This window comes from Luteibacter sp. KNZ12-1A (genome assembly GCF_056755675.1).
On sequence record NZ_JBPGXU010000045.1, the window covers coordinates 16,352 to 29,724 of the forward strand.

The window sequence follows — 13,373 nt, forward strand, 5'->3', positions numbered from 1 at the left end:
GCGGCCAGGCAAAACACGAGGGCGAAGCCGAGCCTGAAATAGCTTTTAAAGGCCGCCATCGGCGACGACACGGGCGCGTCCACGTTCCTTCGCGAGGTACAGGCGACGGTCGGCTACCGTGATGAACGGCAGCACTTCGTCGCGTTCCGTGGGAACGGTGGTGTGCACGCCCGCGCTCAGGGTCAGGCGCTTTCCGGCTCCGACGCCCTCATGGGGGATCAGTGCCTTGTCGACGAGGTCGAGGCAACGCCAGGCCAACGCCATGGCGTTGGCTTCGTCCGTGCCCGGCAACAGCAACACGAATTCCTCGCCGCCGAACCGGCATAGCAGGTCGCGCGGGCCGCGCACGATGCCGGCAAGCGCCGCCGCCACGCGTTTAAGGCACTCGTCGCCTTCCAGGTGCCCGTAGTGATCGTTGTATTGCTTGAAGAAGTCGATGTCGAGCACGACGACCGAGACGGCCTGCCTGCTGGCCACCGCATCCCGCCATTCGCCTTCCACGATCATGTCGAAACGACGTCGATTGGCGACACCGGTAAGGCCGTCCTTGAACGATAATTCCTCGAGTTCGCGCTGCATGTCGAGCAGGCGCTCTTCTGTGCGCTTGCGTTCGCTGATGTCGAACATGAAGCCGATCAGCGCATTCGGACTTCCGTCCGGATTCCGCACCACGTGCACCACATCGCGTATCCAGACGTACTCGCCATCCTTGCGCAGCGCACGATAATCAGCCTCGTGGTCGACCCCGGCCTGCGACTGGGCAACGCAGAAGTCGAAGACCCATGCGCGATCTTCCGGGTGCATGCGGTCGGCCCAATCCTGCACCGTGACCCAGGACTGTGGCGCCCAACCCAGCAATTCCTCGATCTGCGGACCTATGTAGGCGAAGCGCAGGGTCTCCCAGTCGATCTTCCAGGGGATGGCACGCGTGGACTCCAGCAGGGTCTTGTACACCCCGATGTCCTCCTCGCGGATGATGTCTTCGATGCTCATGGCGCCCCCCGGGCTGGCCTTGCGGCTTCGCAAGTGTAGCGGCGAAGTAGACGAGAGCTTGAGGGCGAGGCCGGCCGTGCCGTCGGTACCGGTACGGGTATTGCGCGGACGGGGCCGCCGAGTTTACAGTGTAAACATGACCGCCACCGCCACCGCCCGCCGGATTCTCGTGGCCGCACATGCGCTGCTGGACGCCGAAGGCGTCGAGGCCGTCACCATGCGAAGGCTGGGTGCCGAAGTGGGTCTTTCGGCCATGGCGATATACCGTCATTTCCCCAATCGCGAGGCCTTGCTCGCGCGGCTTTCCAGCGACAGCTTCGAGGCAGCCGCACGCCACTGGGCTACCCGTGCCGCGAGCCATCGCGAACCGCGACGACGCTTGCTGGCGATGCTGGACGCTTACCTCGAGTACGGATTGATCCATCCCCACCTTTTCGACCACGCTTTCGCGATGCGTCGCGACGACGCGCGACGTTTTCCCGAGGATTTCCGCGCACGTCGCTCCCCCACGCTTAACCTGATCGCCGACGCGGTCCTCGACCTCGTGGCGAAGGATGCGTTGCGCGATGGCGATGAATGGGATCTTGCGATGGACCTGTGGGCGCATGCGCAAGGTCTCATCGCGCTCTATCGGGCCGGGCGCTTCAGCTACGACGAAAAGAAATTCCGCACGTTCTACCTGGCCTCACTGGGGAGATTGATCGATGGCATCAGGGCCTGACCGCCTCGCATGGCGATCCTGGTTGGCGGCGACCGCGCTGAGCGCCACCGGCTGGTGGCTTGGAAGTGGCACGGAGCCGCGCTGGTGGGCGACATGGTTAGCAGCCGTACCCGTGCTATGGCTGGCGTCGCGCGTGCGCACGCGGTGGGGCATGTCCGCCGCCCTTCTCGCCTTCTCGGCGGGGTCGTCCAGCCTATGGCCGTACCTGCACGATCGCATCGGCCTTCCTCTCGGCATCGTCCTCTACGCCACGGTGCTGCCGGGCGTGCTCTTCGCACTGTGCGTGCTGCTCCATAAGCGACTCCTCCAGCGCGAACGTCCGTTCGCGGCGACGCTCGCGGTGCCTGTCCTCTGGGTGTGCCTCGCCTACATCAACAGCGTGCTCTCACCGCATGGCACGTTCTTCGATATCGGTTACACCCAGATGAACGCGCTGCCCGTCATCCAGATCGTTGCGATCACCGGCATCTGGGGCGTCGGATCGATCATCATGCTGGTCGCTTCCGCGGTCGCCGTCATGGGGGCGGCACACGTTTCACGCCCTGCCCGTGCCGCCATCGCCGGCACGGCGACACTGCTCCTGGCCAGCATTCTCATCTATGGATACCAGCGCCTCGGCACATCCGCCCTATCGACGTTGCGGGTGGGACTGGTGGCGTTGAACACGGATCAGGCCGTGTTGGACACGCCTGAGGGACGCGCGCTCCAGGACCGTTATGGCACCGCTATCGCGCGTCTTGCCGATCAGGGCGCTCGTGCGGTCGTCATACCGGAAGCGTCCTTCATCACTGCCGACGCGACTATCCCGGCATTTGCCCAGCTCGCGCGGCAGCATGGCGTCATCTTGAACATCGCCGTCGATTTCAAGGGTGATCCACAGGGCGAACGCAACATGGCGATGGTCTTTCAGCCCGGGGCATCGGTTCCGTTTATCTATAACAAGCGTCACCTGATACCGGGTTTCGAAGACAAGTACATGCCAGGCGGCCACGAGCAGATGCTTCAAGGGGCGCCACGGATCGGCCTGGCCATCTGCAAGGACATGGATTTCCAGGATATCGGCATCGCCTACGCCTCGCGGGAAGCACAGCTGCTCCTGGTGCCCGCGTGGGACTTCGTCGCCGATGGATGGCTGCACAGCCGCATGGCGATCATGCGTGGCGTGGAAGGTGGCTTCGCGGTGGCACGCGTCGCCCGTTTCGGGCGGCTCACGCTCAGCGACGATCACGGGCGGGTCGTGGCCGAGGCGTCGAGCGAAGACCACGACGCGGAACTCGTTGGCGACGTTCCGCTGCGCCAGACGCGAACGCTGTATGCGCGCTGGGGGAACTGGTTCGCATGGCTGAACCTGTCCGTCCTGCTGGTGCTGGTCGTCCTGGCCATCGTTCCCGCAAAGGACGCCGTTTCGAACAATGGCCAGGGATAACAGGATTCATTACCTGCCGGGGCGGTTCTGCGTGTAGTTCAGCGGGACATAGACATAGCCCTTGCCGTCTTCCGCTTTCGCGATGTGCCCGAACGAGGGGAACGGCAGGTGCGCCGCCCCAATCAGATAACCGTTCTTCGCCGCATCGGCAAACGCCGCTTCGCGGGCGCGCTTTGCTTCGTGGTTGTCGCTGTCCCACGCGATACGCACGAAGGGATCGCGGAACTGCACCGCCGCGGAATGCACCAGGTCGCCCCACAGCACCAGGGTGGCGCCCTTGCTTTCCACGACATAAAAGCTATGGCCCGGCGTATGGCCTGGCGCGACGACGGCACGTATGCCCGGGACGATCTCCGTGCCGTCCTTGAAGACCTGCACCTTGCCGGCGGCGATGTACGGCACGAAGACTTTCCGGGCGACGTCGAAGCTCACCCTTACGCCTTCGGGCGCCTTCGCGCGATTGGCCGGGTTCATCCAGAAGTCGTACTCGGTCTTGTCGAGACGGATGGTCGCGTTCGGAAAGGCGCGTTCGCCATTCCGCAGCAGGCCGCCGATGTGGTCGGCGTGCATATGCGTGATAACGACCTCATCGACCTGGTCGGGCGAATAGCCCGAGGCCTTGAGATTATCGATCGTATTGCCGAGGGTCGGGCCGTAGAACGAGCCCGCGCCGGCGTCCACCAGCACGAGCTTGCTGCCGGTGTTGACGAGGAACTGGTTCATCGACGACTCGGCCGGCAGCGCCTGGAACGCCTTGCGATATGCCGACGCGATCTGCTCGGACGAAATGCCGATCAACAGCCGCTCCATCGGAAAGTCGATCGTGCCGTCGTTGAGGGCCGTTACCTCGACATCGCCGACCATCAGGCGGTAATAGCCCGGTGCCTGCGTGTGGACCATCGGCGCCGCGGCGAACGCGGCGTCGGTGACAAGGGCTGCGGCAATGCCACATGCCAGCGCGCCGGCGCGGCAGGCGCGCGCGAAACGGGAAGGCTGAGTCATCGGAAAATCCAGCGGGTACGGAAGCGAGACAGGGCAAGCCCCCGTCATGAGCGGGCTTGCCGACGACTCGCAGCCTAGTCGGGGCCGACTTGCCGGAGTAGCCATGTGAGGCGAACTACGACGGTGATCGCCTCGCACCAATGTCCAGCCACGCCAACGAAAAAAGGCGCCCCGAAGGACGCCTTTTCGAATAATGGTCGGGGTGGCGAGATTCGAACTCGCGACCACTACACCCCCAGCGTAGTGCGCTACCAGGCTGCGCTACACCCCGACGAGCGAACGATTGTAACAGCAACATCGCGATCTGCGGAAGGCGGATCAGCGACGAAGGAGGGACAGGACTTCCTCGAGCTCCAGGCGTACCTGGCGGACGATCTGATGCGACATGCTGGCTTCCATGCGGGCCTGCGGGCCTTCCAGGCGGGCGCGGGCGCCCGTGATGGTGAAGCCCTCGTCGTACAGCAGGGAACGGATCTGGCGGATCATCAGCACGTCGTGGCGCTGGTAGTAACGGCGGTTGCCGCGGCGCTTGACGGGCTTGAGGGCGGGAAACTCCTGCTCCCAGTAGCGAAGGACGTGCGGCTTGACGCCGCAAAGCTCGCTGACCTCACCGATGGTGAAGTAGCGCTTCGCCGGAATCGCCGGAAGTTCGGTGTTATTCCCTGGATCCAGCATAGCCCTCGACTCTTACCTTGAGTTTCTGGCCGGGACGGAAGGTGACCACCCGCCGGGCAGAGATGGGAATTTCCTCGCCGGTCTTCGGGTTCCGACCGGGCCGCTGATTCTTCTGCCGAAGGTCGAAATTGCCGAACCCCGACAACTTCACCTGCTCGCCCCGCTCCAGTGCCTCGCGCACGACCTCGAAATACGCGTCCACGAATTCCTTGGCCTCGCGCTTGTTGAGGCCCACGTCGAGGAAAAGCCGCTCGGCCATTTCCGCCTTGGTCAGCGCCATCTTATCCTCGCAGTCTTGCCTTGCATGTCTTCTCCAATGCCCCCACCGCATCTGCCACGCGAGCGTCGGCATCGTCGTCGGTAAGGGTGCGTGAAGCGTCCTGTAAAATCAAGCCCATAGCGAGACTCTTTCGCCCTTCATCGATCCCCTTTCCCGCATAACGGTCGAACAGGCGGATCTCCGTGAGCACCTCGCCCAGTGCGCCCCGCACGGCGGCCTCCACCGATGCCCAGGACACTTCTTCCGGCAATTCCACCGCGATATCGCGACGAACGGCGGGGAAACGGGCGACGCGGCTGGCGCTGGGCAGGCGCCGGGCCAGGATCGGCTCCAGCGCCAGTTCCATCACGTGGACGTCCGGACCGAGGTCGAGCGCCTTGGCCAGTGCCGGGTGCAGCGCCCCCAGAAAGCCGGCCTGACGTCCATCGCGGAGTACGCGGGCGCCACGCCCCGGGTGCAGCCACGACGGCAGGTCGGCGGTGTCCACCGACCAGCGTGCCGGCTCGCCCGTGTGGGCGATCAGCGCGTCGAGATCGCCCTTGAGGTCGAAGAAGTCGACGGTACGCGAGGCCTCGCCCCATTGCTCCGCCCGCGCGCCACCCGAGGCGACGACGGCGACGCGGCCGATCTCATCGGGTGCGCCGCCCGTGGCGTGGAAGCTGCGCGCGACTTCGAACAGGCGCACGCGGTCCTGCTGGCGCGCGCGGTTGTGCCGCAGCGCTTCGACCAGGCCCGGCAGGAGCGAGGTGCGCATGACGGCGAGATCGGCCGACAGCGGGTTGGCCAGGGGAACCTGGTCCTTGTCCACGCCCCAGGTCTTCAGAAGGTCGGCGCTCACGAAGGACAACGTCACGGCCTCGAAGTAGCCGCGGGCGGCCAGCTGGTCGCGCAAGGCCATTTCGGTGAGACGGGCTTCCGGCTCGGCGCGCAGGGCGATCTCGCCGGCGGGCGCGTGGGTGGGAATCCGCTCGTAACCGTGGATACGGGCGACCTCCTCGATGAGGTCCTCCTCACGCTCGATGTCGAAGCGGCTGCTCGGCGGCGTGATGCGCCAGCCGTCGGCGACCTCGACCACGCCCATGCCGAGCGCGGTGAAGATGCGGGCGACCTCGCTGGCCGCGACCTCGATACCGAGCACGCGGCGCAGACGCGCATGACGGAGCAGGACCGGCACGTGCTCGCGCAGGTCTTCCGGACGCTCGGCGACCGTCACCGGGCCGGCCTTCCCGCCTGCGACGCCCAGGATCAATTCGGTGGCCCGCTCCATCGCACGCTTCGGCAGCGCCGGATCGACGCCGCGCTCGTAGCGGTGCGAGGCGTCCGTGTGCAGTCCGAGCTTGCGGGCACGCCCCATGATCGCCGAGGGAGTGAAATGGGCGGCCTCCAGGAAGATGTTCCGGGTGGCGTCGGTCACGCGCGAATCGAGGCCGCCCATCACGCCGCCCACGGCGAGCGCATGCGCTTCGTCGGCGATGACGACGAAGGAGGGATCGAGTGTCGCCTCGCTGCCGTCGAGCAGTTTCAGGGTCTCGCCGACATCGGCGTGCCGAACCACCACGGACCCGGACAAGGTGTCGTTGTCGAAGGCGTGCATGGGGTGGCCCAGCTCCAGCATCACGTATTGGGTGATGTCGACGATGGCGCTGATCGGACGGATGCCAGAACGACGCAGGCGCTCGGCCAGCCACAGCGGCGACCGCGCGGTGGCGTCGACGCCCTCGATCACGCGGCCGAGGTAACGCGGCGCGTCGGCTCCGGCTTCGAGCCTGACGGGCCGGGAGGCCGTGGCCGTGACCGGCGCGTCCATCGTCCCGATCGCCTTCACATGGCTGCCGAAGAGCGCCGCCACGTCATGGGCGAGGCCATGCAGGCCGAGCACGTCGGGTCGGTTCGGCGTGATCTTCAGTTCGATGCTGGCGTCGGGCAGGCCCATGTATTCGGCCAGCGGCTTGCCGACCGGCGCATCGGACGGCAGTTCGAGCAGCCCGGAGGCATCGGCGTCGATGCCGAGTTCCTTGGCCGAGCAGAGCATGCCGTACGACTCGACGCCGCGCAGCTTCGCCGCCTTGATCTGGATGCCGCCCGGCAGCGTCGCGCCAACGGTGGCCAGCGGTACGCGGATGCCGACACGGGCATTGGGTGCGCCGCAGACGATCTGCAGCGGTTCGCCCTGCCCCGCATCCACCTTGCAGACCTGCAACCGGTCGGCTTCGGGATGTTTCGTCGCCTCGACGATCTCGGCGACGACGACACCGTCGAGGCCTTCGCCCAGGGGCGTGACCTCTTCCACTTCCAGGCCGGACATCGTGAGCGCATGGACCAGCGCCGCGCGATCCGCGTCGATGGCGACCAGTTCGCGCAGCCAGTTTTCAGAGAATTTCATGGGAGCGAGCTCGTTGAACGTGGAGTCGTGGCCGGCCCGGGAGCCGGCCTCGGTCGTTGCGGATCAGGCGAACTGGCGCAGGAATCGCAGGTCGTTCTCGAAGAACGCGCGCAGGTCGCCGACGCCATAGCGGAGCATGGCGAATCGCTCCACGCCCAGGCCGAAGGCGAAACCCGTATAGCGCTCCGGATCGATGCCGCAGTTCTTCAGCACGGTGGGATGCACCATGCCGCAGCCGAGCACTTCGAGCCAGCGCGTGCTGCCGTCCTCGGCATCCCAGCGGATGTCGACTTCGGCCGAGGGCTCGGTGAAGGGGAAATAGCTCGGCCGGAAGCGCATCTCGAAATCGCGCTCGAAGAACGCGCGCACGAATTCGGCCAGCGTGCCCTTCAGGTCGGCGAAGCTGGAGGTCTCGTCGACCAGCAGGCCTTCGATCTGGTGGAACATGGGCGAGTGTGTCTGGTCCGAATCGCTGCGATAGACCTTGCCCGGCGCGATGATGCGGATGGGCGGCTGGCGGCCCTGCATCGAACGGATCTGCACCGGCGAGGTATGCGTGCGCAGCAGGCGCCCGTCACCGAAATAGAAGGTGTCGTGCATGGCGCGCGCCGGATGGTGCGGCGGGAAGTTCAGCGCCTCGAAGTTGTACCAGTCGTCCTCGATCTCGGGACCGTCGGCACGCTGGTAGCCGAGCCGGCCGAAGATATCGGCGATGCGTTCGAGCGCGCGGGTGATCGGATGGATGCCACCGTATTCCCCGTCGCGGCCCGGCAAGGTCACGTCGACGCGCTCGGAGGCGAGGCGACGGTCCAGTTCGGCCTGTTCCAGCGCCTGCTTGCGCGCGGCGATGGCATCGGTCAGGCGCTCCTTGGCGCGATTGACCTCGGCGCCGCGCGCCTTGCGCTCGTCGCCGGAAAGCTGGCCCAGGGCCTTCAGGGCGGCGGTGACCGCGCCGTTCTTGCCTAGCAAGGCCACACGCACGGCATCCAGCGCCTCGAGCGAGGGGGCGGATTCGATGTCCCGTAGGGACGCGTCGATATGCTCGATCGATTCCATCGGTTTTCCTGCTTTTTCCGGGCACGCAAAAAAGTGTGGGGAGAAGGCAAGGCCTTCTCCCCACGTCATCCATCATCGCGCGATAAGACTACCGCGCGTGGTAAAGCGGATTACGCAGCCAGACTGGCCTTGGCCTTCTCTGCGATCGCACCAAACGCCTTGATGTCGTGCACGGCGAGGTCGGCGAGGACCTTGCGGTCGACCGTGATCTGCGCCTTGGCCAGGCCATTGATCAGGCGGCTGTACGACAGGCCGAACTGACGGGCGGCGGCATTGATACGGACGATCCACAGGGCGCGGAACTGACGCTTGCGCTGCTTGCGGCCGATGTACGCGTACTGACCAGCCTTGATGACGGCCTGGTTGGCTACGCGGAATACCTTGCGGCGGGCGTTGTAATAGCCCTTGGCACGGCCGATGATCTTCTTGTGACGACGACGGGCGGTAACGCCACGCTTAACACGAGCCATGGTTCAACCCTCCCTCAGAGATACGGCAACATGCGAGCCACACCCTTGGTGTCGCAAGCTTTGACGTGGTTGGGAGCGCGCAGGCCGCGCTTACGCTTGGTCGACTTCTTGGTCAGGATATGCGACTTGAAGGCGTGACCGGCCTTGAACTTGCCGGATGCGGTCTTGCGAAAACGCTTCGCGGCCGCCCGGTTGGTCTTGATCTTGGGCATCGGAATGCTCCGTATTCGGTTGCTGACTGATCCGGCGGCGAGCCTTGGGAGGCAACGCGCTTTCCTTCCTGCCGGGAACGGTGGTTCGGCCCATCCATACGGGCCGAGCCGGCGATGATACCGAATCGCGAGGGCTTCCGCCAGAGGCAGCCTCCATCTCGGAAGCCGAAGAATGCGGCCAACAAAAAAGGCGCCGAAGCGCCTTTTCTGGATCAGACCTTCTTCTTCGGGCCGATCATCATGACCATCTGGCGGCCTTCCAGGCGGGGGAACTGCTCGACCACGCCTTCCTCGCCGATGTCGGCCTGGATCTTGCGGGCCAGGTTCTGGCCGAGGTCCTGGTGGGACATCTCGCGACCGCGGAAGCGGATCGTCACCTTCACCTTGTCGCCTTCCTCCAGGAACTCGCGCATCTTGCGCAGCTTGATGTCGTAGTCGCCCACGTCGGTGACGGGGCGGAACTTCACTTCCTTGATCTCGACCTGCTTCTGTTTCTTCTTGGCGGCCTGGGCCTTCTTCTGGGCTTCGAACTTGAACTTGCCGTAATCCATGATCTTGCAGACCGGCGGATCGCCGTTCGGCTGGATCTCGACGAGGTCCATGCCCAGCTCCTCGGCGGCACGAATGGCGTCACGGGTCTCCATGATGCCCAACTGCTCGCCCTCGGCGCCCAGCACGCGCACCCGCGGCACGCGGATGTCGTTGTTCTTGCGATTGCCCTTGTTATCGGTCGTAGCGATACCGCTATCCTCCAGAAGAATGATCCCAATACCGGACCCGCGGCCTAGCGGCGGGTCTCGGCTTCCAAACGTTCGACGAATTGTGCCACCGGCATGCTGCCGAGGTCTTCGCCGCCGCGGGTACGTACGGAAATGGTACCCGTTTCCTTCTCGCGATCACCGATCACGATGAGATAGGGCACCTTCTGCAACGTATGCTCGCGGATTTTATATCCGACTTTTTCGTTGCGCAAATCGGCTTCCACCCTGAACCCTTGTCCGACAAGGGCTTGCGTCACTTCACGCACATAATCGGCCTGTGCGTCGGTAATGCTGAAGGCAACTGCCTGAATGGGGGCGAGCCAGGTCGGAAGCAAGCCCGCGTGGTGCTCGATCAGGATGCCGATGAAGCGCTCCATGGAGCCCACGATGGCCCGGTGCAGCATGACCGGGTGCCGGCGCTGGCTGTTCTCGTCCACGTATTCGGCGCCCAGGCGCTCGGGCATCATGAAATCGACCTGCATGGTGCCGACCTGCCAGGCCCGGCCGATCGAATCCTTCATGTGGTATTCAATCTTGGGACCGTAGAAGGCGCCCTCGCCCGGCAGCTCCTCCCATTCCACCCCGGCCGCCGACAGGGCCCCGCGCAGGGCGTGCTCGGCCTTGTCCCAGACCTCGTCCGAACCGATCCGCTTGTCGGGGCGGAGGGCGATCTTCATGGCGATGTCGTTGAAGCCGAAATCCTCGTAGACCTTCATGGCCTGGCCATGGAAGGCCGCGACCTCTTCCTCGATCTGCGCCGGGGTGCAGAAGATGTGGCCGTCGTCCTGGGTGAACGCGCGCACGCGCATGATGCCGTGCAGCGCGCCCGAGGGCTCGTTGCGATGGCAGCCGCCGAACTCGCCATAGCGGACCGGCAGGTCGCGGTAGCTGTGCAGGTTGGTGTTGAAGATCTGCACGTGGCCCGGGCAATTCATGGGCTTCAGGGCGTACGTGCGCTTCTCCGATTCGGTGAAGAACATGTTTTCCTGGTAGTTGTCCCAATGGCCGGACTTCTTCCACAGGCTCACGTCCATGATCTGCGGGCCACGGACCTCGCGGTAGCCGCTCTTCTTGTAGACGCCGCGGACGTACTGCTCCACCGCCTGCCAGATGGCCCAGCCCTTCGGATGCCAGAAGACCATGCCCGGGGCCTCTTCCTGCATGTGGAAGAGGTCCAGCTGCTTGCCGATGCGCCGATGGTCGCGCTTCTCGGCTTCCTCCAGCTGGTGCAGGTAGGCCTTGAGGTCCTTGTCGTTCAGCCACGCGGTGCCGTAGATGCGGGTCAGCATCTCGTTGTTGGAATCGCCGCGCCAGTAGGCGCCGGCCACCTTCATAAGCTTGAACGCACGCAGCTTGCCCGTGTTGGACACGTGCGGGCCGCGGCAGAGATCGGTGAACTCGCCCTGCGTGTAGAGCGAAAGCTCCTCGTTGGCGGGGATGCTTTCGATGATCTGGGCCTTGTATTCCTCGCCCATGCCACGGAAGAAGCGGATCGCCTCGTCGCGGCTCTTCACCGAACGGGTGACCGGGATCTGCTCCTTGACGATCTTCTCCATCTCCGCCTGGATGGCGTCGAGGTCGTCCGGCGTGAAGGGCCGTTCGTAGGCGAAATCGTAGTAGAAGCCGTTCTCGACCACGGGACCGATCGTGACCTGCGCGCCCGGGAACAGGCGCTGCACGGCCTGGCCGAGCAGGTGCGCCGTGGAGTGGCGCAGGATGTCCAGGGCCTCGGGGCTCTTCTCGGTGACGATCTCGAGGGCGGCGTCGTGGTCGATGGTGAAGCTGGCATCGACGAGCTTGCCGTCGACCTTGCCGGCGAGCGTGGCCTTGGCCAGGCCGGCACCGATCGAGGCGGCGACGTCCTGCACGGTGACGGGATGGTCGAACGGGCGCTGGCTGCCGTCGGGTAGCGTGATCTGGATCATGGATGGTGTTCCGGACAAACAAAAAGGGCGCCAGGCGCCCTTCGAAAGGTGACGAAGACGTGGCGGGGGCTCAGGTTGGGAAGCGAGTAGTCCGCATGTCGCACACTCGGCCGGCGTTGCCGCGGGCCACCTTCGTCTCGTGGATATCGCGCAAAAACTAGATCAGCGCCGCTGCCGTGTCAATCCGGGCGTCCGCTACACTGTGGGGCCGCCCAAACCGCAGGTCCCCACCATGCGCATCCTGGTCACCGGCAGCGCCGGTTTCGTCGGTTCGGCCCTCACCGAGCGCCTCCTCGCGCGCGGCGACACCGTGCTGGGCTTCGACAACCACAACGATTACTACGACCCGGCGCTGAAAGAAGCGCGCCTCGCCCGCTTCGCCACGCATCCGGCTTACACCCACCTGCGCGCGGACCTCGCCGAGCAGGCGGCGGTGGACAAGGCGTTCGCGGATTTCCAGCCGGAGCGCGTGGTGAATCTCGCCGCCCAGGCCGGCGTCCGTTACTCGCTCACCCACCCGCACGCCTACGTGCAGAGCAACCTGGTCGGCTTCGTGAACATCCTCGAGGCCTGCCGGCGGCACCAGGTGGGGCACCTGGTCTACGCCTCGTCCAGTTCCGTGTATGGCGCCAACCGCAAGATGCCCTTCGCGGTGGAGGACGCCGTGGACCACCCCGTCAGCCTCTACGCGGCGACGAAGAAGTCGAACGAGTTGATGGCGCATACATACAGCCACCTGTTCGGCCTGCCGACGACGGGCCTGCGCTTCTTCACCGTGTATGGCCCGTGGGGCCGGCCGGACATGTCGCCGATCCTGTTCGCCAACCGCATCGTCCGCGGCGAACCCATCGACGTATACAACCACGGCCAGCACAGCCGCGACTTCACCTTCATCGACGACATCGTCGAAGGCGTGATCCGCACGCTCGACCACCCTGCCGCGCCGGACCCGTCGTACGACCCGGTGGCGCCGAATCCGGGTAGCTCGGCCGCGCCTTACCGCGTGTACAACCTCGGTAACGATGAGCCGGTGCAATTGCTGGATTTCATCGGGCTGCTGGAGAAGCACCTCGGGCGCACGGTCGAGAAACGCCTGTTGCCGATGCAGCCGGGCGATGTCCCCGATACCTGGGCGGATGTGTCGGCGCTGCGGCGGGACGTGGGTTATGCGCCCGCGACATCGGTCGACGAAGGGCTGGCGAAGTTCGCTGCCTGGTACAAGGACTTTTACAAGGTGGGGTGATCGCGCCGCCGGTATCGCCGCTGAAGCGGCTCCCACAGGAGCTTGCATCCTCCCATCGTGAATCGACTGGTGGAAGACAAGCACTGGTCGGAGACGAGCTGCCGGTGCCGACTGGTAGGAGACTGGTAGGAGACTGGTGGCAGACTGGTGGGGGGCCCCCGTGTAGGCGCGCCCCCCGCCCCGGGCCCGGGGAAGGCCACCCCCCCACCCCCCCACCGGCCGCGGC

The 13,373-nt window shown here is 65.3% G+C and carries 13 protein-coding genes and 1 tRNA gene; 3 read left to right on the forward strand and 11 right to left on the reverse strand.

The window, feature by feature from the left end:
• Window positions 1-45 precede the first annotated feature (45 nt).
• Window positions 46-993 (reverse strand): GGDEF domain-containing protein, encoded by a 948-nt coding sequence (locus ACR9ZJ_RS10930; RefSeq protein WP_481279755.1) that lies wholly within the window; start codon window positions 991-993, stop codon window positions 46-48.
• Between the two features lie 136 nt (window positions 994-1,129).
• Here ACR9ZJ_RS10930 and ACR9ZJ_RS10935 point away from each other — a divergent pair, with 136 nt between their 5' ends.
• Together ACR9ZJ_RS10935 and ACR9ZJ_RS10940 are read left to right on the forward strand one after the other, a co-directional pair.
• Window positions 1,130-1,714 (forward strand): TetR/AcrR family transcriptional regulator, encoded by a 585-nt coding sequence (locus tag ACR9ZJ_RS10935; protein ID WP_481287766.1) that lies wholly within the window; start codon window positions 1,130-1,132, stop codon window positions 1,712-1,714.
• Entirely contained in the window at window positions 1,698-3,140 is a 1,443-nt protein-coding gene (locus ACR9ZJ_RS10940; protein WP_481287767.1) for an apolipoprotein N-acyltransferase, read from the forward strand. The genes ACR9ZJ_RS10935 and ACR9ZJ_RS10940 overlap by 17 nt, the downstream gene beginning before the upstream one ends.
• 9 nt (window positions 3,141-3,149) lie before the next feature.
• On the opposite strand, the gene ACR9ZJ_RS10945 is transcribed toward ACR9ZJ_RS10940, so the two are convergent.
• From ACR9ZJ_RS10945 to thrS, 10 genes are all read right to left on the reverse strand, one after another.
• Entirely contained in the window at window positions 3,150-4,142 is a 993-nt protein-coding gene (locus ACR9ZJ_RS10945; protein WP_481287768.1) for an MBL fold metallo-hydrolase, read from the reverse strand.
• 194 nt (window positions 4,143-4,336) lie between these two features.
• A tRNA-Pro gene (locus ACR9ZJ_RS10950) sits at window positions 4,337-4,413 on the reverse strand.
• A 47-nt stretch (window positions 4,414-4,460) separates the two neighbouring features.
• Window positions 4,461-4,817, reverse strand: coding sequence for a MerR family transcriptional regulator (locus ACR9ZJ_RS10955; RefSeq protein ID WP_306850338.1), 357 nt, complete (start codon window positions 4,815-4,817; stop codon window positions 4,461-4,463).
• Complete coding sequence (gene ihfA / locus ACR9ZJ_RS10960) at window positions 4,798-5,097, reverse strand: integration host factor subunit alpha (RefSeq protein ID WP_036114917.1); 300 nt, start codon at window positions 5,095-5,097, stop codon at window positions 4,798-4,800. Before ihfA ends, ACR9ZJ_RS10955 begins: the two co-directional genes overlap by 20 nt.
• Before the next feature lies 1 nt (window position 5,098).
• A complete protein-coding gene (gene pheT / locus ACR9ZJ_RS10965) occupies window positions 5,099-7,480 on the reverse strand; it encodes a phenylalanine--tRNA ligase subunit beta (protein ID WP_481279751.1) in 2,382 nt (793 codons plus the stop codon).
• A gap of 63 nt (window positions 7,481-7,543) precedes the next feature.
• Complete coding sequence (pheS, locus tag ACR9ZJ_RS10970) at window positions 7,544-8,536, reverse strand: phenylalanine--tRNA ligase subunit alpha (RefSeq protein WP_481287769.1); 993 nt, start codon at window positions 8,534-8,536, stop codon at window positions 7,544-7,546.
• Between the two features lie 110 nt (window positions 8,537-8,646).
• Window positions 8,647-9,006, reverse strand: coding sequence for a 50S ribosomal protein L20 (rplT, locus tag ACR9ZJ_RS10975; protein WP_306850326.1), 360 nt, complete (start codon window positions 9,004-9,006; stop codon window positions 8,647-8,649).
• 14 nt (window positions 9,007-9,020) lie between these two features.
• Window positions 9,021-9,218 carry a 50S ribosomal protein L35 gene (gene rpmI, locus ACR9ZJ_RS10980; protein WP_036114929.1) on the reverse strand — a complete coding sequence of 66 codons (198 nt, stop codon included), beginning with the start codon at window positions 9,216-9,218 and terminating at the stop codon, window positions 9,021-9,023.
• Between the two features lie 212 nt (window positions 9,219-9,430).
• Window positions 9,431-9,958: a translation initiation factor IF-3 gene (infC, locus tag ACR9ZJ_RS10985; RefSeq protein WP_430539362.1), complete on the reverse strand. Its 528-nt coding sequence runs from the start codon at window positions 9,956-9,958 to the stop codon at window positions 9,431-9,433.
• A 44-nt stretch (window positions 9,959-10,002) separates the two neighbouring features.
• Window positions 10,003-11,904: a threonine--tRNA ligase gene (thrS, locus tag ACR9ZJ_RS10990; protein ID WP_481279749.1), complete on the reverse strand. Its 1,902-nt coding sequence runs from the start codon at window positions 11,902-11,904 to the stop codon at window positions 10,003-10,005.
• A 232-nt stretch (window positions 11,905-12,136) separates the two neighbouring features.
• Between thrS and ACR9ZJ_RS10995 the strand changes: the two genes are divergently transcribed.
• Complete coding sequence (locus ACR9ZJ_RS10995) at window positions 12,137-13,147, forward strand: NAD-dependent epimerase (RefSeq protein WP_481279748.1); 1,011 nt, start codon at window positions 12,137-12,139, stop codon at window positions 13,145-13,147.
• Window positions 13,148-13,373 lie beyond the last annotated feature (226 nt).